The 23,632-nt window shown below is 71.7% G+C and carries 24 protein-coding genes; 11 read left to right on the plus strand and 13 right to left on the minus strand.

Going from position 1 to position 23,632, the window contains the following annotated elements; translation table 11 throughout:
* The first annotated feature begins 247 nt into the window (after positions 1-247).
* Both J2X68_RS30675 and J2X68_RS30680 read left to right on the plus strand, forming a co-directional pair.
* A complete protein-coding gene (locus J2X68_RS30675; protein WP_310435851.1) occupies positions 248-694 on the plus strand; it encodes a sec-independent translocase in 447 nt (148 codons plus the stop codon).
* Positions 695-863: 169 nt separating this feature from the next.
* Positions 864-1,523 carry a hypothetical protein gene (locus tag J2X68_RS30680; protein WP_310435852.1) on the plus strand — a complete coding sequence of 220 codons (660 nt, stop codon included), beginning with the start codon at positions 864-866 and terminating at the stop codon, positions 1,521-1,523.
* Between the two features lie 104 nt (positions 1,524-1,627).
* On the opposite strand, the gene J2X68_RS30685 is transcribed toward J2X68_RS30680, so the two are convergent.
* The 3 genes from J2X68_RS30685 to J2X68_RS30695 are packed head-to-tail and all read right to left on the minus strand — an operon-like array spanning position 1,628 to position 4,686.
* The gene (locus J2X68_RS30685; protein ID WP_310435853.1) at positions 1,628-2,761 is read right to left on the minus strand and encodes an Mrp/NBP35 family ATP-binding protein; all 1,134 of its coding nucleotides are present in this window, start codon (positions 2,759-2,761) and stop codon (positions 1,628-1,630) included.
* 43 nt (positions 2,762-2,804) lie between these two features.
* The gene (locus J2X68_RS30690; protein WP_310435854.1) at positions 2,805-3,401 is read right to left on the minus strand and encodes a DUF1003 domain-containing protein; all 597 of its coding nucleotides are present in this window, start codon (positions 3,399-3,401) and stop codon (positions 2,805-2,807) included.
* Positions 3,391-4,686: a magnesium transporter MgtE N-terminal domain-containing protein gene (locus tag J2X68_RS30695; RefSeq protein WP_310435855.1), complete on the minus strand. Its 1,296-nt coding sequence runs from the start codon at positions 4,684-4,686 to the stop codon at positions 3,391-3,393. Before J2X68_RS30695 ends, J2X68_RS30690 begins: the two co-directional genes overlap by 11 nt.
* Before the next feature lie 196 nt (positions 4,687-4,882).
* Here J2X68_RS30695 and J2X68_RS30700 point away from each other — a divergent pair, with 196 nt between their 5' ends.
* Positions 4,883-5,635, plus strand: coding sequence for a hypothetical protein (locus J2X68_RS30700; protein ID WP_310435856.1), 753 nt, complete (start codon positions 4,883-4,885; stop codon positions 5,633-5,635).
* Between the two features lie 38 nt (positions 5,636-5,673).
* Here the strand turns inward: J2X68_RS30700 and J2X68_RS30705 are convergent, their stop codons facing one another.
* Both J2X68_RS30705 and J2X68_RS30710 read right to left on the minus strand, forming a co-directional pair.
* A complete protein-coding gene (locus tag J2X68_RS30705) occupies positions 5,674-6,192 on the minus strand; it encodes a hypothetical protein (RefSeq protein ID WP_310435857.1) in 519 nt (172 codons plus the stop codon).
* A gap of 32 nt (positions 6,193-6,224) precedes the next feature.
* Positions 6,225-7,355: a magnesium and cobalt transport protein CorA gene (locus tag J2X68_RS30710; RefSeq protein WP_310435858.1), complete on the minus strand. Its 1,131-nt coding sequence runs from the start codon at positions 7,353-7,355 to the stop codon at positions 6,225-6,227.
* Positions 7,356-7,844: 489 nt separating this feature from the next.
* On the opposite strand from J2X68_RS30710, the gene J2X68_RS30715 reads away from it, so the two are divergent.
* A complete protein-coding gene (locus tag J2X68_RS30715) occupies positions 7,845-8,429 on the plus strand; it encodes a suppressor of fused domain protein (protein ID WP_310435859.1) in 585 nt (194 codons plus the stop codon).
* 106 nt (positions 8,430-8,535) lie between these two features.
* Here the strand turns inward: J2X68_RS30715 and J2X68_RS30720 are convergent, their stop codons facing one another.
* Entirely contained in the window at positions 8,536-9,759 is a 1,224-nt protein-coding gene (locus J2X68_RS30720; protein ID WP_310435860.1) for an MFS transporter, read from the minus strand.
* Positions 9,760-9,918: 159 nt separating this feature from the next.
* Here J2X68_RS30720 and J2X68_RS30725 point away from each other — a divergent pair, with 159 nt between their 5' ends.
* From J2X68_RS30725 to J2X68_RS30735, 3 genes are all read left to right on the plus strand, one after another.
* Positions 9,919-10,560, plus strand: coding sequence for a DUF6758 family protein (locus tag J2X68_RS30725; protein WP_310435861.1), 642 nt, complete (start codon positions 9,919-9,921; stop codon positions 10,558-10,560).
* Positions 10,561-10,706: 146 nt separating this feature from the next.
* The gene (locus J2X68_RS30730; RefSeq protein WP_310435862.1) at positions 10,707-11,564 is read left to right on the plus strand and encodes a PHP domain-containing protein; all 858 of its coding nucleotides are present in this window, start codon (positions 10,707-10,709) and stop codon (positions 11,562-11,564) included.
* 53 nt (positions 11,565-11,617) lie between these two features.
* A complete protein-coding gene (locus J2X68_RS30735; protein ID WP_310435863.1) occupies positions 11,618-12,223 on the plus strand; it encodes a MarC family protein in 606 nt (201 codons plus the stop codon).
* Between the two features lie 73 nt (positions 12,224-12,296).
* On the opposite strand, the gene J2X68_RS30740 is transcribed toward J2X68_RS30735, so the two are convergent.
* A complete protein-coding gene (locus tag J2X68_RS30740) occupies positions 12,297-12,449 on the minus strand; it encodes a hypothetical protein (protein ID WP_171399326.1) in 153 nt (50 codons plus the stop codon).
* Positions 12,450-12,645: 196 nt separating this feature from the next.
* On the opposite strand from J2X68_RS30740, the gene J2X68_RS30745 reads away from it, so the two are divergent.
* Positions 12,646-13,542, plus strand: a complete 897-nt coding sequence (locus J2X68_RS30745; protein ID WP_310435864.1) for an NYN domain-containing protein — start codon at positions 12,646-12,648, stop codon at positions 13,540-13,542.
* Here the strand turns inward: J2X68_RS30745 and J2X68_RS30750 are convergent.
* Both J2X68_RS30750 and J2X68_RS30755 read right to left on the minus strand, forming a co-directional pair.
* Positions 13,539-14,453 (minus strand): alpha/beta hydrolase, encoded by a 915-nt coding sequence (locus tag J2X68_RS30750; protein ID WP_310435865.1) that lies wholly within the window; start codon positions 14,451-14,453, stop codon positions 13,539-13,541. The genes J2X68_RS30745 and J2X68_RS30750 overlap by 4 nt on opposite strands.
* Before the next feature lie 118 nt (positions 14,454-14,571).
* The gene (locus tag J2X68_RS30755) at positions 14,572-17,352 is read right to left on the minus strand and encodes a DEAD/DEAH box helicase (RefSeq protein ID WP_310435866.1); all 2,781 of its coding nucleotides are present in this window, start codon (positions 17,350-17,352) and stop codon (positions 14,572-14,574) included.
* A 500-nt stretch (positions 17,353-17,852) separates the two neighbouring features.
* Here J2X68_RS30755 and J2X68_RS30760 point away from each other — a divergent pair, with 500 nt between their 5' ends.
* Positions 17,853-18,590, plus strand: coding sequence for a ferritin-like fold-containing protein (locus J2X68_RS30760; protein ID WP_399041235.1), 738 nt, complete (start codon positions 17,853-17,855; stop codon positions 18,588-18,590).
* Positions 18,591-18,695: 105 nt separating this feature from the next.
* On the opposite strand, the gene J2X68_RS30765 is transcribed toward J2X68_RS30760, so the two are convergent.
* The 4 genes from J2X68_RS30765 to J2X68_RS30780 all read right to left on the minus strand — a co-directional run bounded on the left by J2X68_RS30765 (position 18,696) and on the right by J2X68_RS30780 (position 20,650).
* Positions 18,696-18,965, minus strand: a complete 270-nt coding sequence (locus tag J2X68_RS30765) for a hypothetical protein (RefSeq protein WP_310435868.1) — start codon at positions 18,963-18,965, stop codon at positions 18,696-18,698.
* A gap of 269 nt (positions 18,966-19,234) precedes the next feature.
* Positions 19,235-19,462: a DUF3107 domain-containing protein gene (locus tag J2X68_RS30770; RefSeq protein WP_020130831.1), complete on the minus strand. Its 228-nt coding sequence runs from the start codon at positions 19,460-19,462 to the stop codon at positions 19,235-19,237.
* Between the two features lie 147 nt (positions 19,463-19,609).
* Positions 19,610-20,251, minus strand: a complete 642-nt coding sequence (locus J2X68_RS30775) for a TetR/AcrR family transcriptional regulator (RefSeq protein WP_020130830.1) — start codon at positions 20,249-20,251, stop codon at positions 19,610-19,612.
* A gap of 180 nt (positions 20,252-20,431) precedes the next feature.
* Positions 20,432-20,650, minus strand: coding sequence for a hypothetical protein (locus J2X68_RS30780; protein WP_310435869.1), 219 nt, complete (start codon positions 20,648-20,650; stop codon positions 20,432-20,434).
* Positions 20,651-20,879: 229 nt separating this feature from the next.
* Between J2X68_RS30780 and J2X68_RS30785 the strand changes: the two genes are divergently transcribed.
* Both J2X68_RS30785 and J2X68_RS30790 read left to right on the plus strand, forming a co-directional pair.
* Complete coding sequence (locus J2X68_RS30785) at positions 20,880-21,851, plus strand: alpha/beta hydrolase (protein WP_310435870.1); 972 nt, start codon at positions 20,880-20,882, stop codon at positions 21,849-21,851.
* Positions 21,852-21,858: 7 nt separating this feature from the next.
* On the plus strand, positions 21,859-23,256 hold the full coding sequence (locus J2X68_RS30790; protein ID WP_310435871.1) for a DUF3152 domain-containing protein: 1,398 nt from the start codon (positions 21,859-21,861) through the stop codon (positions 23,254-23,256).
* Positions 23,257-23,632 lie beyond the last annotated feature (376 nt).

Here is a 23,632-nt window from a genome sequence, read left to right on the forward strand (position 1 = left end):
CGGCGCGCCCCGCTCCCGGCGGCTTCCCGGGGATTGACAGAAACGTCACAGGTCGGGCGCCGAAAGCCGGTCCCACTAGGCAAACAACGCGAAAAACCGGCCGCGTACACGCACCCGGACGCCCCCGGACGGTACCGGTCGGACAGGTGCGACAGGTACCGTGGACCCGGCCCGGACCACGGAAGACCCGAACTTGACCATTTGAGGGCCGAGGGCCGAGGACCGCGGACATCGCAAGGAGCTTCAGGTGTTCAATGACATAGGACCGCTCGAGCTGGTGACGATCGTCGTCCTGGCCGTGCTCGTCTTCGGTCCGGACAAGCTCCCGAAGGTCATCCAGGACGTGATGCGCACCGTCCGGAAGATCCGTGAGTTCTCGGAGAGCGCCAAGGCGGACATCCGCAGCGAACTGGGGCCGGAGTTCAAGGACTTCGAGTTCGAGGACCTCAACCCCAAGACGTTCATCCGCAAGCAGCTGGACAACGACGAGCTGGGGCTCAAGGAGATCCGCAACGGCTTCGACCTGAAGAAGGAGATGGCCGAGGTCACCGACGCGGTCCACAGCCGCGACACGGACACCTCGGCGATCTCCTCGGGCGCGGCCGCGTCTTCGGACGGTCGTATCGACATGACCAAGAAGCCCGAGGCGCCCGCCAAGGACGACCGTCCGCCGTACGACGCGGACGCCACCTGAGTGACTTCGGCCCCCCGATGTGAGGGGGCGCACGCCGCACGCGCCGGGCGGCTTCCCTGCAGCCCGGAGCGGGGTGGCTATGCTGCCTGGTTGTTGTGCGGAGCGGACGAGTACGCCCGAAGGGGGGCGGGCCGGTCGTTCCGTCGAGAACGAGGAGGCGTCCGGGCACATGGAGACGACGAGTCGGGCAGTCGAGCAGACGCCGGCCGCGGAGGGCGGACAACAGGTCCCCTCCGCCCGGCGTACGGTCGACGGCTACTTGGAGGCGCCGTTCCCCTGGTACGGCCTCGACGAGGCCTTCACGGGGCCGCGCTGGCTGATGCAGGTGGGTACGGCGGCCGACGGAACCGTCGAGCACGGTTCCATCGGACACGGCGACGAACCCTCGGTACGGCACGAGACGGCCGGTGAGGACCGCGGGAAGTTCGCGGTCGTGGTGACCGTCGCCGCGAACCCCGTCCGGCGCAGCCCGGACGGCACGGGGCTGCTGGAGGCCACCTCGGTGTCCTCGGCGGCCTGGCTCGCCGGGGTGGGCCTGCTGACGTTCACCTGGCCGGGCCAGATGGACCACAGCCTGCGCGACGACTGGCTGGACCAGCAGACCGAGACGGCGTGGGTCCTCGCCGACGACCTCGCGGGCTCGGACTGGTCGACGCTGTCCCTGCCGGTCGACGGGGTCCCGACGTCCTTCCACTACCGCGAGTCGGAGTTCGGCTGGGTGCTGGCCGGTTCGACCTCGCAAGGGGTGCACGTGGGGGCGTACGGGAGGGGCATGAGCGCGTACGGCCTCGGTTTCGCCATGATCAAGGACATCGAGACGTACGCCTGACCGGCCGTACGACGGCGGGGGCGCCGTCCGTGGTGGACGACGCCCCCGCCGTCGTGGGAACACCGGGCGCGCGGCGCGCACCCGTGGCCGGCCGGAGCGCCGGGCTAGAACTTGTTCCTGGGCGTGATGCCGAGCGACAGTCCCGAGAGACCGCGCTGCCTGCCGCCCAGCTTGCCCGCGATGGCCCGCAGGGCGGAACCCGCCGGGGACTCCGGGTCGGTCAGGACGACCGGCTTGCCCTCGTCGCCGCCCTCGCGCAGCCGGACGTCGATCGGGATGGAGCCGAGCACCGGGACGGTGGCGCCGGTCGTGCGGGTGAGCCCCTCGGCCACCGACTGTCCGCCGCCGGTGCCGAAGACGTCGACCATCTCCCCGCAGTGCGGGCAGGGCAGGCCGGACATGTTCTCGACCACGCCGACGATCTTCTGGTGGGTCTGGACGGCGATGGAGCCCGCCCGCTCGGCCACCTCGGCCGCCGCCTGCTGCGGGGTCGTGACGACCAGGATCTCGGCGTTCGGGACCAGCTGCGCCACCGAGATCGCGATGTCGCCGGTGCCCGGCGGGAGGTCCAGCAGCAGCACGTCCAGGTCGCCCCAGTACACGTCGGCCAGGAACTGCTGGAGCGCGCGGTGGAGCATCGGGCCGCGCCAGACGACGGGTGCGTTGCCCGGGGTGAACATGCCGATGGAGATGACCTTCACGCCGTGCGCCGACGGCGGCATGATCATGTTCTCGACCTGGGTGGGACGGCCGTCCGCGCCCAGCATGCGCGGCACGCTGTGGCCGTAGATGTCGGCGTCGACCACACCGACCTTCAGCCCGTCGGCCGCCATCGCCGCCGCCAGGTTCACCGTCACCGACGACTTGCCGACGCCGCCCTTGCCGGACGCGACCGCGTAGACCCGGGTCAGCGAGCCCGGCTTGGCGAACGGGACCTCGCGCTCGGTCTGGCCGCCGCGCAGCGCGTTCGCCAGCTCCTTGCGCTGCTCGTCGCTCATGACGTCGAGGGTGACGTCGACGCGGGTGACGCCCTCGACCCCGGAGACCGCGTCGGTCACCCGCTGTGTGATCGTCTCGCGCATCGGGCAGCCGGAGACCGTCAGGTACACGGTGACCGCGACCGCCCCGTCCGCGCCGATCTCCACCGACTTCACCATCCCGAGTTCGGTGATGGGCCGGTTGATCTCGGGGTCGTTCACCGTCGCCAGTGCCTCGCGCACCGCGTCTTCGCTAGCCATAGGGACGATGGTACGGCGAGCGGAGGGCGGGCCGGTAAGCCCGTCACCGGTCGTCTACGTCACGTCCCCGCGACCGTTCTGCCGGGAATACGGCATGTTCGCGATGCCCGTCCCGCCGTTCCTCCAGTTCCTTGACCATGTCCTGCAGCTCCGAGCGGATCCAGTCCCGGGTGGCGACCTCGCCCAGGCCGATCCGCAGGGCGGCGATCTCCCGGGTCAGATACTCGGTGTCGGCGATCGACCGCTCGTTCTGCTTGCGGTCCTGCTCCAGGTTGACCCGGTCGCGGTCGTCCTGCCGGTTCTGCGCGAGCAGGATCAGCGGGGCGGCGTAGGAGGCCTGGAGCGACAGCATCAGGGTCAGGAAGATGAACGGGTAGTTGTCGAAGCGCAGGTCGCGCGGGGCGAAGATGTTCCACAGGACCCAGACGATGATGACGATCGTCATCCAGACGATGAACCGCCCGGTGCCCAGGAACCGCGCGATGCGCTCCGACAGCCGCCCGAAGGCCTCCGGGTCCCACTCGGGCAGGATCCGGTGCCGGGGCTGCCGCGGCTGGTCCAGCCGGGCCCGGGGACGGCTGGTCGCCGTGGCGCCGACCGGGGTCCGCTCGACGCGCCCGCTCTCGCGGTCAGGAGTCATGCGAACCCACCTCCTCGGCCGGGTCCTCGTCGAGGTGGAACTCCGTCTCCCGCCAGTCCTCCGGCAGCATGTGGTCGAGGACGTCGTCCACGGTCACCGCGCCCAGCAGCGAGCCCGCCTCGTCGACGACGGGCGCCGCGACCATGTCGTACGTCGCGAAGAACCCGGCGACGACCGGCAGCGCCGCGTCCGGCGCGAGGGCCTGGAGGTCGTCGTCGAGCATCGAGCTGACCAGCGTGTACGGGGGGTCGCGCAGCAGCCGCTGGAAGTGGACCGTGCCGAGGTACTTGCCGGTCGGGGTCTCGTCGGGCGGGCGGCAGACGTAGACCTGCGCGGCGAGGGCGGGGGAGAGGTCGCGGTTGCGCACCCGGGCGAGGGCGTCGGCGACGGTGGCGTCGGGGCGCAGGATGATCGGCTCGGTGGTCATCAGACCGCCCGCGGTGTGCTCCTCGTACGACATCAGGCGCCGCATGTCGGCCGCGTCGTCGGGCTGCATCAGGCTCAGCAGCCGCTCCTGGTCCTGCTCCGGGAGTTCGGAGAGCAGGTCGGCCGCGTCGTCGGGGTCCATGGCCTCCAGGACGTCCGCCGCGCGCTCCTCCTTCAGCTTGCCCAGGATCTCGATCTGGTCGTCCTCCGGGAGCTCCTCGAGGACGTCGGCGAGACGGTCGTCGTCGAGCGCGGCGGCGACCTCGGCCCGCCGCTTCGGCGACAGGTGGTGCAGGACGTTGGCGAGGTCGGCGGGGCGCAGCTGCTCGAAGGTGGCGAGGAGGCTCTCCGCGCCCTGTCCGTGCTCCTCCAGCGAGAACCCGGTGACCGCCGACCACTCGACGGTCAGTGTCTCGCCCTTCGCCCGCCGGAAGGCGCTCGCCTTCTTCCCCTTGCGCACGAAGACCCGGTCGAGCTCCCAGTCACGGCGGGCCGGCAGCTGCTGCACCGACACGTCGAGGACGGTGACCTCCTCGCCGGTCTCGACGAGCGTGACGCGCCGGTCGAGCAGCTCCCCGAAGACGAGGCGCTCGGTGGGCCGCTGTTCGAAGCGGCGGACGTTGAGCACGCCGGTGGTGATGACCTGGCCGGACTCGATGCCCGTCACCCGGGTCATGGGCAGGAAGATGCGGCGCCGGGTGGACAGTTCGACGACCAGCCCGAGCACGCGCGGGGGCCGTCGCCGCACGCGCAGCACGACGACCAGGTCGCGCACCCGTCCCACCTGGTCACCGCTCGGATCGAAGACCGGAACGCCGGAGAGGTGCGAGACGAAGATACGCGGGGCGCCCGCTGCCATACCGCACCTCCTCCTTCTTCTGTTGCCGGTGATGTTCTTTTCCCCATTGCCCGTCCGTGCGGGCTTCAGGCTAGCCCGTCCCGATCGGATCCGCCCTGGTGGGCGGTCCGGACGGACTGGCTCCGCCGGCGCATCGCGACCCCGGTACGCTGCCGTACGCCGCTCCGCACACCCCCGCAGAAAGGCGGCCTTCTCTGTGACTGCGATTCTCCACGGCCGAACTCGCCGCGCCTCGCTGGTGAGCGTGATGTGCGCACTGGCCGTGGGCCTGGGACTGACGGGCTGCAGCGAGGATCCGGACGCGGGCACGAACGGGGTGGGCAAGCTGTCCGCCGCGCAGATCCAGGCGAAGACGAAGGCCGCGGCCGACGCCGTGGACGCGGTGCGGCTGTCCGGGAGCGTGGTGACCAGCGGGCACACGTACACGCTGGACATGAGCCTGAAGGCGGACGGCGGCACCGGGTCGGTCACCGCGGAGGGTGCCACCTTCCACCTGCTGCGGGTCGGCGAGCAGCTGTACCTGAAGGCCGACGCGGCGTTCTGGCACAAGGAGGACGGGAAGTCCGGCGAGGACGGCTCGGACACGGCGGCCGCCGACAAGCTCGACGGCAAGTACGTGAAGGTGCCGACGGGCGACCCCTCGTACAAGAAGTTCAGCGGCTTCACGGACAAGGACCTCCTCCTCGACGGTCTGCTGACGCTGCACGGCTCGCTGGCCACCGACGGCCACCACGAGCAGTCCGGCGTCCGGACGATCCGCATCACCGGCGACGGCGGTTCCGGCGGCAAGCTGGACGTCTCGCTGGAGGGCAAGCCCTACCCGCTGCGCCTGGAGCGCGCCGGAGGAGCCGGCACGCTGAGCTTCTCCTCCTGGGGGAAGGACTTCGCACTGGAGGAACCGGCGAAGGACGAGACGGTGGACTACGGAAAGCAGCTCCCGGCCTCCTGAGCCGCCGCCCGCGCGGCGCCGGCTGCTCGCGGTACCGGCTACGCGCGTCTGCGCTTGCGCAGCAGCAGCTTCGGCAGGCCCGCGGGCGCCGGCTCGCGCGTGGTGGCGGGCGAGGGCACGGGCCGTGCCGCCAGATCCCCTTCGGGCAGGGGCAGCGTGGCCCCCGTCGGCTCCAGGCGGAGCACCCGGCACTCGCGCGCCCAGCGCTCGGTCATCGCCTCGCCGTCGGGCGCGTTCAGCCGCTTGCCCTTGAGCTCGGCGACGGCCGCCTGCCAGGCCTCGGAGCCGGGCGCGAGCGCCACGACCCTCGCCGTCCAGGAGACGAGCCGGCCGCCCTTGTCCTTGCTGCGGACGGTGACCTCGGCCGAACCGCCGTCGGTCAGCCCGGCCAGCGGCTGCTCCCCGGGCCCGTCCCCGACCAGATGGGCCGCGCCCTCGTGCCACACGTGCCACAGCGCACGCGCGGCCGGGGCGCCGGCGCCCCGGACCCAGACGAGGCCGGACTTCTTGGTGGCCTCCTCGACGAGGGCCTGGTCGAGCAGCAGCTCTCTTGTCATGGGCTCACCCTAGCCAGCCGGTGCCGGGGCCCTCACAGCCAGCCGTTGCGCTTCAGTGTGCGGTGGATGCCGACACAGAGCGCCACCATGGCCGACATGACCACGGGATAGCCGTACTTCGAGTGCAGTTCCGGCATGTAGTCGAAGTTCATCCCGTACACCCCGCACACCATCGTCGGCACGGCGATGATCGCGGCCCAGGACGTGATCTTCCGCATGTCCTCGTTCTGCGCGACGGAGGCCTGCGCGAGGTTGGCCTGGAGGATCGAGTTGAGCAGTTCGTCGAAGCCGATGACCTGCTCCTGGACCCGGGCGAGGTGGTCGGCGACGTCCCGGAAGTACTTCTGGATGTCGGGGTCGACCAGCCGCATCGGCCGCTCGCTCAGCAGCTGCATCGGCCGCAGCAGTGGCGACACCGCGCGCTTGAACTCCAGTACCTCACGCTTGAGTTGGTAGATCCGGCCGGCGTCCGTGCCGCGCGGGGTGCCCTTGCGGCCCGGCGAGAACACCTCCGTCTCGACCTCGTCGATGTCGTCCTGGACGGCGTCCGCGACCGCGATGTAGCCGTCGACGACGTGGTCGGCGATGGCGTGCAGCACCGCCGAGGGGCCCTTGGCGAGCAGCTCGGGGTCGTCCTGGAGGCGGTGGCGCAGCGCGCGCAGCGAGCCCTGGCCGCCGTGCCGGACGGTGATGAAGAAGTCCTTGCCGGTGAAGCACATGACCTCACCGGTCTCGACGACCTCGCTGTTGGCCGTCAGACGGTCGTGCTCGATGTAGTGGATGGTCTTGAAGACCGTGAACAGGGAGTCGTCGTAGCGCTCCAGCTTGGGCCGCTGGTGCGCCTGCACGGCGTCCTCCACGGCCAGCGGGTGCAGTCCGAACTCGCTGGCGATACCGGCGAATTCGGCCTCGGTCGGCTCGTGCAGGCCGATCCACACGAAGCCTCCGTCGCGCCGCACCTGGCGCATGGCCTCCTGCGGGGTCGGGGGCTGCGCGTAGGCGACCCGCGCGCCGTCACGGTAGACCGCACAGTCGACGACGGCCGAGGGCGTCGCGGGGTCGCGGGTGGTGTCGTAGGCGCCGGTTTCCATACGCCCGCCCCCCTTGCGCAGGGAGGGACGGGCCGGGCGGACGACGGCACGGAGGTCGCGGATCATCGACATGGCAGGCTCCTTCGCGACGAGCAAAGAAAGACCGCCACGACGGGTGGAACTGCCCGGAATGAGGACGTCCTGAGTGCGGAGGTTTGGCACGTCCACAAAGCGGGGAGCACCGCTCCGTCGCGGTGGCGAGCTTCGCTACTGAATCAGACCGGAGAGATCTGGCAGATCAGACAGATCGAGCAGATCAGGTGAAAAGGAAACGAAGTGCTCTTCCGCATGAAGATGAGCGCGAGAGGTGGCGACCAGCCGGGGCCAAGAAGCCGGAGCAGCTGCGTCAGCGGCAGGAAGAGCGAGTGGTACTGCACGGGTGACTTCGATCCATGACAGCCCCACCTCCTCCAGCCGGTCCCTCGTAAGGGAGTCTCGTCTGGGTCGGGGCAAGATCGCGACGCTTCTGCGTGCTGCCCCGAACCACCGGGCAAGAATAGCAGTCGACTGAAGTGTCAAGGCGCTGCTTTGCCCCGCACTGACGAGTTCTATGCTCGCCGCATGGTTGATGTTCTTCCTCTGGTCGAGGCTCGTTTGCGCAGCGCGCTGGGCGAGCCGGACGCCCGCGCCGCGGTCACCTTCCTCGGCACGGACCGCCTCGAGGTGCTGCGTTTCCACGAGGGCGACGTCGTCCGCTACGCCACGCTCGGCATGTCCGCGCAGCCGATGAGCGACCCGACCGCGCTGGTCGCCGACCCGGTCGAGGGGCCGCGCGCCGAGCTGGTGCTGTCCGTCAGGCCCGGCGTGTCCGACACCGACAAGGTGCTCCGCCCGCTGGCCGTGCTCGCCGCGTCCCCGCAGGTCGAGGGTGTGGTGGTGGCTCCCGGCAGCTCCCTCGACGTGGGGGAACCCCTGTGGCCCGGCGCCCCGTTCACCTCGGTCCTGGTGGCCGAGCCGGGCGGTCTGGTCGAGGATCTCGATCTCGACGCGCCCCTGGACCCGGTCCGCTTCCTGCCCCTGCTCCCCATGACCCCCAACGAGGCCGCCTGGAAGCGCGTGCACGGCGCCCAGGCCCTCCAGGAGCGCTGGCTGACCCACGGGACGGACCTCCGGGATCCGTCCAGGAGGTCCGTCCCGCTCGATTGACATCCGGGTGACCGATGTCACCAACGCCGCTGAGGCGATCGTCAGTTGACGTTCGGTCGGTTCGGTCGGTTCGGTCGGTTCGGTCGATTCCGCCGGTTCGGCCGGCTCAGTCGGCGAAGACCGCGACTCCGTCCTCCGTCGCGTGCCGCGGTTCGAGTTCCTCGGCCTCGTGGGTGAGCGCCTCGCGCCGGACGACGACCACGACCGCGCCGAGCAGTGCGGTGACCGCCGCGACGGCGAACGGGACGTGGATGTCGGTCCACTCCTCGATCTTCGGCGCGAAGTAGGGCGCGGCCGCCGCCGCGAACCACCGCACGAAGTTGTAGCCGGCGCTCGCCACCGGGCGCGGGGCGTCCGAGACGCCGAGGGCCAACTCGGTGTAGACGGTGTTGTTCACGCCGATGAACGCGCCGGACAGGATCGTGCAGCCGATCGCCGTGGTGTGGTCGCCGTACCCGAGCGCGAGCACGTCGACGGCGAGCAGCACCAGCGAGCCGCCGAGCACCTTCAGTGACCCGAACCGCTTCTGGAGCCGCGGCGCCACGAGCACCGAGAAGACGGCGAGCAGCACGCCCCAGGCGAAGAACACCGCCCCGGACTTGTACGGGGTCATGTTCAGCACGAACGGGGTGAAGGCCAGCACGGTGAAGAACGTGTAGTTGTAGAAGAAGGCCGAGGCCGCCGCGGAGGCCAGGCCGCCGTGCCCGAGCGCCCTGATCGGGTCCAGGACGGAGATCTTCCGGGCCGGCTTCGGCTGGTCCTTCAGGAACACCGTGATGCACAGGAAGCCGATCGCCATCAGGAACGCGGTGCCGAAGAACGGGTAGCGCCAGCTGGCGTCGCCGAGCAGCGCGCCGAGCAGCGGTCCGCAGGCCATGCCGAGGCCGAGGGCGGACTCGTACAGCAGGATGGCCGCCGCGCTGCCGCCGGCCGCAGCGCCGACGATCACCGCGAGGGCCGTCGACACGAACAGCGCGTTGCCGAGCCCCCAGCCCGCCCGGAAGCCGACGAGTTCGCCGACCGAACCCGAGGTGCCCGCGAGTCCCGCGAAGACGACGACGAGGGCGAGGCCGGCCAGCAGCGTCCTGCGCCCGCCGATGCGGCTGGAGACGAATCCGGTGACCAGCATCGCGAACGCGGTGATCAGGAAGTACGAGGTGAAGAGCAGGGACACCTGGCCGGCCGTGGCGTCCAGCCCCTGGGCGATGGACGGCAGGATCGGGTCGACGAGGCCGATGCCCATGAAGGCGACGACGGACGCGCCGGCCGTCGCCCACACCGCCTTCGGCTGCCGCAGGATGCTTCCGGCTCCCGCATCGAATGGGTCCATTGTTCCTCTCACCCCTCGGAAGATAGTTGGTATATACACACAGTAAGTTAGATCGCCTAACTAATGCTAGCTACACGCAAATCTTCCGGGGAGGTCACTTCCGTCCGGACGGGTGATCGTCCTTGACGTGGGCGTGCTCGGGTAGGACCGTGGGGCTCTATGAGGGGCGAACCCAGTTGCCCGAAGTGTGGTGGCCGGGTCAGGGCTCCCGGACTCTTCGCCGATTCCTGGCAGTGCGATGTGCACGGGACGGTGCATCCGCTTCAGCCCGTGATCCCGCCCAGCGTCGAGGCTCTCAGTGTCGTCGTGCACCGCACGCAGGTGCCGGTGTGGATGCCGTGGCCGCTGCCGGTCGGCTGGCTCTTCACGGGCGTGACGTACGCGGGGGACGACCGCAGCGGGGGCCGTGCCACCGCCGTGGCCTGCTCGGGGCCCGGCCCGCTCGGCGGGATGGGGGAGCTGATCCTGGTCGCCGAGGAACTGGGCGTCGGACTCGGCGCGCGATACGCCGGTGTCGACGGGCCGGACCCCGGCCCGTACATGAGCGTCGAGAAACCCCCGCAGGCCAAGGTCCTCGCCGCCGGCCGTCCCACCCCGCTCTGGCATGTCTCCGCCACCCCCGACGACCGGGCCGTCTTCGCCGGGGAGGCGCGCGGGCTCTGGCTGTGGGCGGTGGTGTGGCCCGAGCAGTCGGGGCTGCTGATGTACGACGAGCTGGTGCTCACGGATCTGCGGGACGCGGGCGCCGAGGTGGAACTGGTGCCGTGCGGGGCGTTGTCGCCGCGCCTGCTCAAGCCGTAGCGCTCCGCCGGGCCGTGGGTCCCCGTGCTGCCGCGGCACCGTATGTGTAGGGGGCGCTCGACCGTTTCGGGTGTGACAGGGGCGGTCTGATGACCGGCTATGCTGAAGCGTCCCCTTCCGTCCCGTCCTCGCCTGGAGCCCGCGTCGTGCGCATCGACCTGCACTGCCACTCCACGGCCTCCGACGGTACGGACACCCCGGCCGAGCTGGTCCGCAACGCGGGTGCCGCCGGTCTGGACGTCGTCGCGCTGACCGACCACGACACCACCCGGGGATACGCCGAGGCCGTCGCCGCGCTGCCGCGGGGGCTCACGCTGGTGACCGGCGCCGAGCTGTCCTGCCGCATCGACGGCATCAGCATGCACATGCTGGCCTATCTGTTCGACCCCGAGGAGCCCGCCCTGCTCGCCGAGCGGGAGCTGGTGCGCGACGACCGGGTTCCGCGGGCGCGGGCGATGGTCGCGCGGCTCAACGACCTGGGCGTACCCGTCACCTGGGAGCAGGTCGCGCGGATCGCGGGGGACGGGTCGGTCGGGCGGCCGCATGTCGCCACCGCCCTGGTGGAGCTGGGCGTCGTGCCCACCGTGAACGACGCCTTCACCGAGGCCTGGCTGTCCGACGGCGGCCGGGCCCACGTCGAGAAGCACGAGACCGACCCCTTCGAGGCGATCCGGCTGGTCAAGGGCGCGGGCGGGGTCACCGTCTTCGCCCACCCGGGCGCGAGCAAGCGCGGCCGCACGGTGCCGGAGTCCGTGATCGCCGAGCTGGCGGCCGCCGGACTCGACGGCATCGAGGTCGACCACATGGACCACGACGCGGACACCCGCGCGCGGCTGCGCGGGCTCGCCGCCGATCTGGGGCTGCTGGTCACCGGCTCGTCGGACTACCACGGCAGCCGCAAGACCTGCGTGCTCGGCGAGTACACGACCGACCCCGAGGTGTACGGGGAGATCACCCGGCGCGCCACCGGGGCGTTCCCGGTCCCGGGCACCGGCGGAGCCTGAGGCTCGCCTCCGCTCTCCCGGTCCACCCTCTTTCCCGCAAGGCTCCTGCACTGATGTTCGACGTCGCCGTCTTCGGCTCCCTCTTCCTCACCCTTTTTGTCATCATGGATCCCCCCGGGATCACCCCGATCTTCCTCGCGCTGACCGCCGGACGCCCCGGCAAGGTGCAGAAGCGGATGGCCTTCCAGGCGGTCTGCGTGGCCGGCGGTGTGATCACCGTCTTCGGGCTCCTCGGGCACCAGATCCTCGACTACCTGCACGTCTCCGTCCCCGCGCTGATGATCGCGGGCGGCCTGCTGCTCCTGCTGATCGCGCTGGACCTGCTCACCGGCAAGACCGACGAGCCGAAGCAGACCAAGGACGTCAACGTCGCGCTCGTCCCGCTGGGCATGCCGCTGCTGGCCGGGCCCGGTGCGATCGTCTCCGTCATCCTCGCCGTGCAGAAGGCGGACAGCGCGGCGATGCAGGTGTCGGTGTGGACGGCCATCCTCGCCATCCATGTCGTGCTGTGGCTCGTGATGCGCTACTCGCTGCTGATCATCCGGGTCATCAAGGACGGCGGCGTGGTCCTGGTGACGCGGCTCGCGGGCATGATGCTCTCCGCGATCGCCGTGCAGCAGATCATCAACGGGATCACCCAGGTGATCCGGGCCGGCTGACCGGCCCCCGGCACACGCAGAGCCCCCTGCGGCATCGCCGTAGGGGGCTCTGAAAACTGTAGGGACCCGCGCGTTACGAGGCCGAGGTGTCGGCCGGGCGGATCCACAGTCGCTGCCCGATGGCGGCGGCCTGCTGAACGATCCGATTGACGGAGGCGGCGTCTACGACGGTGCAGTCCACGGGCGTGCCGTCGACATCGTCGAGTCGCATGATTTCGAAGCGCATCGGCTTCTCCCTTCGTCTGGTCATCCTCCTGAGGAGAACTACTTGGTTACACAGGGAGTCAACGGGATGCGTGTTACAAACATTCCCTACGCTAAAGAAATTTTTCGAACGACTAATTACTGACGAGTAAGAGGGTTTGCCGGGACTGAACGGGACCGGTTGTGTTCGCAGCGTGACCACCGGGACAATGGACGCGATGAACGACGACCTCCCCGCCCTCGCCGCCCGCATCGACCGCACGAACGAGCTGCTGACCCGCATGCTCGCCGAGGTGGCCAAGACGCCCTCGACCCACGCGATCTTCGTCGACGCGGGCTACCTGTACGCGGCCGCGGGGCGCCTGGTGGCCGGGACCGAGGACCGCCGGGCCTTCGACCTCGACGCCGAGGGCCTGATCGAGGCGCTCATCGACCGCGCCCGCTCGATCTTCGCCGACAGCCGCCTGCTGCGCGTCTACTGGTACGACGGCGCCCGGCGCCGCATCCACACCTCCGAGCAGCAGTCCATCGCCGAACTGCCGGATGTGAAGGTGCGATTGGGCAACCTGAACGCCAACAACCAGCAGAAGGGCGTCGATTCGCTGATCCGGACCGACCTGGAGTCGCTGGCCCGGCACCGGGCCATCAGCGACGCGGCCCTGCTGGGCGGCGACGAGGACCTGGTCTCGGCGGTGGAGGCGGCGCAGGGGTACGGCGCCCGGGTGCACCTCTGGGGCATCGAGGCGCCGGAAGGCCGCAACCAGGCCGAACCGCTGCTCTGGGAGGTCGACAGCCAGCGCACCCTCGACCTCGACTTCTTCAAGCCGTACGTCTCACGGCGCACCGCCCCGGCCTACGAGGGCACCGGCGCGAACCGGCCCACCCGGGAGGCCGTCCGCTTCGTCGGGGCGCAGGTGGCGGCGAAGTGGCTGGCGGCGCGGGGCCGGGATTCGCTGGCCGAGCTGCTGCCGGGCCACCCCTACCTCCCCGGCTCCGTCGACCAGGACCTGCTCGTCGAGGCGGAAGGCATCCTCCAGTACTCCCTGCGCGGCCAGGCCGACCTGAGACGCGCCCTGCGGGACGGCTTCTGGGAGCACGTGCAGACGCAGTACTAGGGCGCGGCCGGGCCGGAGAGACCCCGCGGCCCGGGCCCGGGGTGGCGGTCCCAGAAGTCGGCGAGCGCGTGGGCGGTCGGCAGCGGCTGGTCCTGGTTCGGCGAGTGCTCGGCGCCCGGCACGACCGTCCGGTGCGCCCGCAGTTCCCTGGCCATGTCGTCGAGGAGAGGCAGCGGCCAGGTGTCGTCCCGGGCGCCCGACAGGACATGGAACGGCAGCGGCACGGCGGCGAGTTCACCGACCCGGTTCGGCTCGACGCACAACTGGCGCCCGGTCACGAGGAGTTGGGCCGGCTTGTGGTTGAGCCAGCGTCGCCGCAACAGCTCCGGCTCGCCCTGGCCGCTGGCCGGACCGCCGACCTCCTCCGGCGGACCCATCGCCAGGATCGCCTCCCACACCTGCGGCATCGTCATCACCGCGAGCGCGTCGTGCAGCAGTTTCACGCGCTGCTTCTGGGAGTCCGAGATCTCGGCCGGGCCCGAGGCGACGAGCGTGAACGACACGAAGGGGGAGTGGTCGAGAAGCACGGCGGCACGGGCGATCTGCCCGCCCAGGGAGTGACCCACCAGATGCACCGGGGCGCCGAGGGCCGCCGCCTGCGCCAGCACATCCCGCGCCAACTCCTCACGCCCGTAGGCGGATTCGTCGTACGCCGGTCCGTCGGACTCGTTCTGCCCCCGCCCGTCCACGGCGACGGCCCGGTAGCCACGGGCCGCGAGCGGCTCGTGCATCCGGTGGAAGTCCTCCTTGCTCCCGGTGAAGCCGGGCATCAGCAGCGCGACACCCCGCTGCTCGACACCGTCGGGCACGGGCGCGTCGACGACGGCGAACTCGCCGCGCTCGGTCCGCAGCTGATACGAGTGCGCGCCGGGCGGCGGCGGGAAGGGGCTGCTGGTGCTGGGCCTGGTCACGCCCCGAGGCTACCGGGAGGGCGCACCGCGCGCCGTCGGTGGTCCCTCTCCCGGAAACGGAACGCCGACGGCCCGGCCCCTCGACGAGGAGGGGCCGGGCCGTCGGCGTTCCGGTCGATCAGCCGTCCGCGGGCTCCGCGGCGGCCGTCGCCTTGCGGGTGCGACGCGCCTTCGGCTTCGCCTCCGCCGTGTCGACCGCGGTCTCGGCCTCGGCCGGGGCGGTGGCGGCGGTCTTGCGGGTGCGGCGCGGCTTGGGGGCCTCGGCTTCCGCGGTGGCCTGGGCCGGGATGTCGGCCGTGGTGGCCGTCGTCTCGGTGGCGGCGGTCTTGCGGGTGGTGCGGCGGCGGGGCTTGGCCTCGGTCGCCTCGGCGGTGTCGACGGCGGCTTCGGCCGGGGCGGCGGCCGCCGTCTTGCGGGTGCGACGCGGCTTGACCACGGCTGCCTCCGCGACCGGCTCCGCCTCCGTCGCCGTGGCGGCGGTCTTGCGGGTCCGGCGCGGCTTGGCCTCCGTGGTCTCGGCCGTGTCGACCGCGACCTCGGCCGGAGCCGCCGCCTTACGGGTGCGGCGCGGCTTGGCCTCGGGCTCGACGGCCGCCGGAGCCTCGACGACCGACGTCGCCGCGGTGGCCGTGGTGGCCGCCTTGCGGGTGCGGCGCGGCTTGGTCTCCGTGACCTCGGCCGTGTCCGGGGCGGCTTCGGCCGGGACCGTCGCCTTGCGGGTGGCGCGGCGGCGCGGTTTGGCCTCCGTGCCCTCCGCCGTCTCGACCGCGGTCTCGGCCTCGGCCGGGGCGGTGGCGGCGGTCTTGCGGGTACGGCGCGGCTTGGGGGCCTCGGCTTCCGCGGTGGCCTGGGCCGGGATGTCGGCCGTGGTGGCCGTCGTCTCGGTGGCGGCGGTCTTGCGGGTGGTGCGGCGGCGGGGCTTGGCCTCGGTCGCCTCGGCGGTGTCGACGGCGGCTTCGGCCGGGGCGGCGGCCGCCGTCTTGCGGGTGCGACGCGGCTTGACCACGGTCTCGGCGGCCGCGGCGGCCTCCGGGGCCTCGACGGTCTCGACCACGGCTTCGACCGGAGCCGTCGCCTTGCGGGTGCGGCGGCGCGGCTTGGCCTCCGTGGCCTCGACCGTGTCGGCCGCTGCCTCGGCGGCCGGCGGCTCCGCCACCGTGACCGGCGCGGTCGCCTCGGACTGCACGGACTGCACGGCTTCCACGGACTGCACGGCCTCCGCGGTCCTGCGGGTACGGCGGCGGCGCGGCGCGGCCGGGGTCTCCTGAGCGACCTCCACGACGGTGCCCTCCGCGGTCGCCACGGCCGCCTCCGCGGCCTCGGCGACGGGCTCGACCGCGGCGGCGCCGTCCGGCACGGCCGTCACGACGGCGGCCTCGTGCGTGGACCCGTTGCGGGTGCGGCGCCGACGGCGCGGAGTGCGCGGGCCGGCGGGCTCCTCCGCCACGGGCGCCGGCTGGGCCACGGAGGCCTGCTCGGCTGCCGTGGTCGCGGCGGGCGCCGCGTCGAGCGGGGAGCCGTTGCGCGTACGACGACGGCGACGGGGCGTGCGGGCCGAACGCTCGCGCTCGTCGGACTGTTCCGCGGTGCGCTCGCCGGAACGGGACTCGCTCCGGCCGCCGCGCTCACCGCGACCGCCCCGGTCACCACGGCCACCGCGGTCACCACGACCGCCGCGGTCGTTGCGGCCGCGCGCTCCGCGTCCGCCCGGCTCGCCGAGGTCCTCGAGCTCCTCCGCGTCGAGCCCGGCGCGGGTGCGCTCCGAGCGCGGCAGAACACCCTTGGTGCCCGCGGGGATGCCGAGTTCCTCGAAGAAGTGCGGAGAGGTGGAGTACGTCTCCGGCGGGTCGCTGAACTCGAGCTCCAGCGCCTTGTTGATGAGCTGCCAGCGTGGGATGTCGTCCCAGTCGACCAGCGTGACGGCGATGCCCTTGGCGCCCGCGCGGCCGGTACGGCCGATGCGGTGCAGGTACGTCTTCTCGTCCTCGGGGGACTGGTAGTTGATGACGTGCGTGACGCCTTCGACGTCGATGCCGCGGGCGGCCACGTCGGTGCAGACGAGGACGTCGACCTTGCCGTTGCGGAAGGCGCGCAGCGCCTGCTCGCGGGCGCCCTGGCCGAGGTCGCCGTGGACCGCGCCGGAGGCGAAGCCGCGCTGCTGGAGCTGGTCGGCCAGGTCGGCGGCGGTGCGCTTGGTACGGCAGAACACCATGACCAGGCCGCGGCCCTCCGCCTGGAGGATGCGCGCCACCATCTCGGGCTTGTCCATGTTGTGCGCGCGGTACACGTGCTGCTTGGTGTTCGCGACGGTCCTGCCCGCGTCGTCGGGCGACGTGGCGTTGATGTGCGTCGGCTGCGACATGTAACGGCGGGCGAGGCCGATGACCGCGCCCGGCATGGTCGCCGAGAACAGCATGGTCTGGCGCTTCGCCGGCAGCATGTTGATGATCTTCTCGACGTCGGGCAGGAAGCCCAGGTCGAGCATCTCGTCGGCCTCGTCCAGGACGAGCGACTTGATGTGCTTGAGGTCGAGCTTCTTCTGGCCCGCGAGGTCCAGCAGGCGGCCCGGGGTGCCGACGACCACGTCGACGCCCTTCTTGAGGGCTTCGACCTGGGGCTCGTAGGCGCGGCCGCCGTAGATGGCGAGGACGCGGACGTTGCGCACCTTGCCCGCGGTCAGCAGGTCGTTGGTGACCTGCGTGCACAGCTCACGGGTGGGGACGACGATGAGCGCCTGCGGCGCGTCGGTGAGGTCCTCGGGCCGGGCGCGGCCGGCCTCGACGTCGGCGGGGACGGTCACGCGCTCGAGGAGCGGCAGGCCGAAGCCGAGCGTCTTGCCGGTGCCGGTCTTGGCCTGGCCGATGACGTCCGTTCCCGTCAGGGCGACGGGAAGCGTCATCTCCTGGATGGGGAAGGGACTGATGATGCCGACGGCCTCAAGGGCCTCGGCGGTCTCGGAAAGGATGCCGAGCTCTCGGAACGTGGTAGTCAGGGTGCTGCCTCTTCTGTGTGCGCGGTGCGAGGCGAGCGCGGGGGTCGTGTCAGGACCGTGCCGGGGACGTCGACTGCCTCACGGGCAAGCCGTCAGGACACGGGACCTCTGCCGACGCTCTAGCGCTCGTACCGCTGAGGGGGTCCCCTCCGGGTTTCCGTACGCACAGTGCCGTACGGGCGAGGAGGGCTGTCGGGTCGGAGCCGATCGGGCCACCGACCGGGCATCCTCATACGTGCGGCCCGTCGAATATTCGGCAGGCGCATTACCACCATACCCCGGATTCGCGCACACGCGATGGCCGATTCGGTCACGTTGTGGTTGTCACAGTGCCGGGGGCGGTCCCGTACGTCTTCGTTGTCACACTGATTGACCAGGGACTTCCCCTGTGCGACGAGCGAGCTATTGTGCGCTGCATGACGACCTCTGACAAGCCTGAGAACACCGCCACCGGTATCGCAGCCCAGGACTGGGCGACGGCCTCGGCCGACCCGCAGTACCGGGCCGCGGTCGTGGATCTGCTGGGTGCGCTGGCGTACGGCGAGCTGGCGGCGTTCGAGCGGCTCGCGGAGGACGCCAAGCTCGCGCCCACGCTGGAGGACAAGGCGGAACTGGCGAAGATGGCGTCGGCCGAGTTCCACCACTTCGAGCGGCTGCGCGACCGGCTCACCGAGATCGGTGAGGAGCCGACGCAGGCCATGGAGCCGTTCGTCGCCGCGCTGGACGGCTTCCACCGGCAGACGGCCCCGTCGGACTGGCTGGAGGGCCTCGTCAAGGCGTACGTCGGCGACTCGATCGCCAGCGACTTCTACCGCGAGGTCGCGGTCCGTCTGGACACCGACAGCCGCGCCCTGGTGCTGGCCGTGCTCGACGACACCGGCCACGCCGGTTTCGCGGTGGACCGGGTGCGCGGTGCGATCGACGCGGATCCGCGCGTGGGGGGACGGCTCGCGCTGTGGGCGCGCCGGCTGATGGGTGAGGCGCTGTCGCAGTCCCAGCGGGTGGTCGCGGACCGGGACGCGCTGTCGACGATGCTCGTGGGCGGTGTCGCGGACGGCTTCGACCTCGCCGAGGTCGGCCGGATGTTCTCCCGGATCACCGAGGCGCACACCAAGCGGATGGCGGCGCTGGGGCTGGCGGCCTAGGGCCACTCGCCAGGGCCTGTCCGATCGGCCCGATCGGACAGGTCCGGTCGGTCAGGTCGCCGTGGGGTGGCCGGTGGGTCCTGGTCCCGCCGGCCGTCGCCGGGCTCAGGCCGGGGCCGACCGCCGGCGGAGTCGGCCGGCCGGGCGCAGCAGCAGGGAGAGCGAGGCGGCGGAGACGATCGCCGCGCCGAGGAGGCTCGCAGGACCGGCGCCCGGGCCCAGCGCGCTGTGGGTGACGAAGTCACCGAACAGCGCTCCGGCGACGCCCGTGGCGAAGACGAGGGTGCGCACCGGCAGACGGTGCGAGAAGCGTTGGACCGCCGCCCACGCGAGCACCAGACCTAGCACAGCGGAGCCGAGCGCTTCCAAGATCATGAGGGTCCCTCCCGGACGGTTGGGGCTGTGCATCGAGGTCGTAGCCCGTCATACCCGTGACCTGCGGAATGCAATCCTCCTCTGTGGCCGGGTTGTGCTCCATCTGTGGAGAAGACGCCGAGAGCGGAACCGGCGGGGGCCGGGGCGCTGGCTTCGGCGGCGCGGCCGTCCGGCGGCGGGAACAACCTGCGGCGGGAACGTCCGGCCGCGGAAACGGAAGCGGGGCCCGGCGACCGTCCGGTCACCGGGCCCCGCTTGCGTCGCTTCGTCTACAGAGCGCCGAAGCCCACCTTGCGCGGGGCGGGCTCGCCCAGCTCGACGTAGGCCAGGCGGTCGGCCGGCACCAGGACCTTGCGGCCGTGCTGGTCCACGAGGCTGAGCAGCTGCGACTTTCCGGCCAGGGCCTCGGCCACCACGCGCTCGACTTCCTCGGGAGTCTGACCGCTCTCCAGAACGATCTCGCGGGGTGCGTGCAGCACGCCGATCTTGACCTCCACGGCTATGTCCCTCCGACGGTCATGAGGTGCGCGGGCGTCCGCGCCGTACGCTGCACACATTAGCCCGGTGAGGGGACGTTCACGGCGCGGCCGTCCACGCCAGGAGCGAACAGCGGGCGGGAACAAACGGCCGGGCGGCCCCCGCGGTCAGTGCTGATCGGTGCCGTGCAGCGGGAAACCGGCGATGCCCCGCCAGGCCAGGGAGGCCAGCAACTGCACCGCCTGGTCGCGCGGCACGCTGCGGTCGCTGTGCAGCCAGGACCGTGCCACGACCTGGGCGAGGCCGCCCAGACCCGAGGCGAGGAGCATCGACTCCGCGCGCGAGAGGCCGGTGTCCTCCGCGATGACCTCGCAGATCGCCTCGGCGCACTCGGTCGTCACCTTGTCGACGCGCTCGCGCACCGCGGGCTCGTTCGTCAGGTCCGACTCGAAGACCAGACGGAAGGCGCCGCCGTCGTCCTCGACGTACGCGAAGTACGCGTCCATCGTGGCGCGGACCCGCTGCTTGTTGTCGGTCGTCGAGGCGAGCGCGCCGCGCACGGCCTGGATGAGCGACTCGCAGTGCTGGTCCAGCAGGGCCAGGTAGAGGTCGAGCTTGCCGGGGAAGTGCTGGTAGAGCACCGGCTTGCTGACCCCGGCCCGCTCGGCGATGTCGTCCATGGCGGCGGAGTGGTAGCCCTGCGCCACGAACACTTCCTGGGCGGCGCCCAGCAGCTGGTTCCGTCGGGCACGGCGCGGCAGGCGGGTGCCTCGCGGGCGCGCCGCCTCTGTCTGCTCGATGGCTGTCACGCCGCCTCCCAAAGTGGTCCTCGTGCGGTGAGCGCCGCGCCGCCATCGTACTTTTCGGTAACCGTGCTGTGCGCGGTCCGCGTGCAGAATTTCACGGACTGGACGACGACAAAATCATTGTAAAAACGTTTGGACCGGGATGTTACGGGCATACTGCGACCCGCTCCAGCTCGGCGCATGTCACCGATAGTCGTCCTCGTCGAGGGAGACGACGCGGGCCTGTTCGACGAGATCGGCCTCGTTGGCCCGGGCTGGATCCACGTCCTCCAGGGAGTCGTCCTGCTCCGGGGTGACGTCCTTGTACTGCTCCGCGGCGTCGCCCTCCGGCGCCTCGACGTCGATCTCCCCGAAGTCGTCGTCCTCTTCGAACGTCTCCGGGTCGGTGGGGTCAACGGCCATGGTGGGCTCCCTTCCTACGAACGTCCCTGCGAGGTGCAGGGGCCACAAGCGGGTGCCCTCGGTAAGAGCCTAGGAGACACCCGTTTCGGACGCCATGCGGTCGGTGAGCGGAGTGCCCACGATTCGCGCGGGTATGGCTCCGTCACCGTGCCCGTCACGCGCGCGTGCGACCCGCGCGTGTGACGGCGAACACACGAAAGCGTGCGTGATCGTCTCGTAACATTGCCGCATGTCTTCGACCGAGCTGCCTTCCGTGCCGCCTACCAGTGTGCTGCCGAAGGCGATCGCGGTCCGGGTGGCCGCGGGCGAGCGGCTCCGTTCGGTCGGGCTGCCGGGCGTCACGCTCACGGTCCGCTCCAGGCCGCCCGCGCGCCAAGGGCTCGAACCCGCGCTGTACGTGCACGGCCTCGGCGGTTCCTCGCAGAACTGGTCCGCGCTGATGGCGCTGCTCGACGGGGTGGTGGCCAGCGAGGCGGTCGATCTGCCGGGCTTCGGCGACTCCCCGCCGCCGGACGACGGCAACTACTCCGTCACGGCGCACGCGCGTGCCGTGATCCGCTATCTCGACGCCGTCGACCGCGGACCCGTGCACCTCTTCGGCAACTCCCTCGGCGGCGCGGTGTCCACGCGCGTCGCCGCGGTCCGGCCCGACCTCGTGCGGACGCTGACGCTCGTGTCGCCCGCGCTGCCCGAGCTGCGGGTGCAGCGCACGGCGATGCCCACGGGCCTGGTCGGGCTGCCCGGCGTGGCCGCGCTCTTCACCAGGTTCACCCGGGAGTGGACCGCCGAGCAGCGCGTCCGCGGTGTCACGGCGCTCTGTTACGGCGATCCCGGGCGGGTCAGCCCGGACGCGTTCCGCCATGCGGTGGAAGAACTGGAGCGTCGTCTTCAGCTGCCGTACTTCTGGGACGCGCTGACGCGTTCCACGCGTGGCCTGCTCAGCGCGTACACCCTGGGCGGTCAGCACGGACTGTGGCGCCAGGCCGAACGCGTCCTCGCCCCCACGCTCCTGGTCTACGGTGGTCGCGACCAGCTCGTCGGTTTCCGCATGGCGCAGCGGGCCGCCCGCACCTTCCGCCACTCCCGCCTGCTCACGCTGCCCGACGCCGGGCACGTGGCGATGATGGAGTATCCCGAGACGGTGGCGTCGGCGTTCCGGGAGCTGCACGCCGACGCCGCGACCGAGACCTCGGGAGGCTGAGACCTACGTGGGACGCCACAGCCGGCGTGGACCCGCGCCCAAGAGTGCCGCCAAGGGCGGCTCCAAGGGCGCGTCGCAGGGGGCTGCCCCGGAACCGCCTCTCCCGGGGGACCCGCGCGGAGCCCGCGTCCAGGTGCCGTCCCCGGGGTACGACGCAACCCCCTCGCACGGAGTGCCCCGCTTCCCGTTCTCCGAGGGAACGCCGCCCCACGGGTTCCCACCAGTGCGTGGCGGCCACCCCGAGCAGCGGGAAGGCGGGGGCGGCTGGGGTGACTTGAGAGGACGATCAGCGGGTACCGGGCAGCCCGTGATACCTCGTCAGCGACCCATGCCCCAGGACGGCCCGCGCCAGGGTGCCCGTCAAGGTTCCCGTCAGGGCCCGCGTCAGGAGTACCTGGACGCCTTCGGCGAGGACGACGAGGACGTCTTCACGCGCGCGACGACGCCGTCCGCCGCCATACGCGTGCGTGAGCAGGAACCTCTCTCCGCCGCCACCCACCGGGAGACCGCCTTCCGTACGACCTCCGCGGCCGTCGTCGACGGGACCGACGACCCGCCGCTCACCAGCGAGAACGCGACCTCCCAGGGCGTCAAGGGGCGGGCGTTCACCGGCATCGCGGCCGCCGCCGTCACGACGGTGCTGGCCGTCGTCGTGGCCGGACAGGTCGCCTCGGGCCGCGACGACGACGCCGCCCGGCCGCAGACCGCCTCCGGGCAGACCCGCGAGGCCGTCGACGACGACGCCGCGCGCGGGGAGGCCAGGCCGAGCCCGTCCGTGTCCGGCGCGCCCGGGGCCCCGGCCACGCTGACGTACGCGCAGGGGATGGCCGGGAAGTACCCGCTCGGCGCCGAGCTGAAGGGGTCGGGCAGGTTCGACGCCGTCGCGGGCATCGACAAGGCGCCGGGCAAGGGGGAGAAGTTCACCTACCGGGTGGACGTGGAACAGGGCCTCGGGCTCGACGGCGAACTCTTCGCGCAGGCCGTGCAGAAGACGCTCAACGACCCCCGCAGCTGGGCCCACGACGGCGCCCGCACCTTCGAGCGGATCCACTCGGGCAAGGCCGACTTCGTCATCACGCTCGCCAGTCCGGGCACCACCGCCGTGTGGTGCGCCAAGTCCGGTCTGGACACCACGGAGGACAACGTCTCCTGCGACTCGGCCTCCACCGAACGCGTGATGATCAACGCCTACCGGTGGGCCCAGGGGTCGGAGACCTTCGGCGACAAGATGTACGCCTACCGGCAGATGCTCATCAACCACGAGGTCGGCCACCGCCTCGGCTACAGCCATGTCACCTGCGACAAGGACGGTGACCTGGCGCCGGTCATGCAGCAGCAGACGAAGTTCCTCGACCACGACGGCATCCACTGTCTGCCCAACGCCTGGCCCTATCCCGGCAGTTGAGCCTCCGGGCAGGTCAGGCGGCGCTGGGTCCCGCCGACGAGGGCGTACGAGTCGCCGCGGGATCCGTACGCCCGGCGACCGCCGGCCGCGGCAACGGCCTCGCCCCGGCGGTCGCCGCCCGTCGCCCCCCGGTGCGCCGAACGACGGGCGCCGGCCCCGGCCCGAGACCCGTGCGGTCCGCGTGGACATGACGTCTCGCAGTCGGATGATCTCTTAGCGCGACCGAACGCGACCCGCACGGGAAAGTTACGACCGTTCACCCCTTTTGGTGGGGGGGGGGGGCCCCCCCCCCGGCCCCCCCCCCCCAAGCGCCCCCCCAAGGGCCCCCCCCCGCCCCCCCGGCGCCCCCGGCGGCGCCCCCCCCCGGGCGGGCGGG

This window comes from Streptomyces sp. 3330 (assembly GCF_031456635.1).
GTDB lineage: Bacteria > Actinomycetota > Actinomycetes > Streptomycetales > Streptomycetaceae > Streptomyces.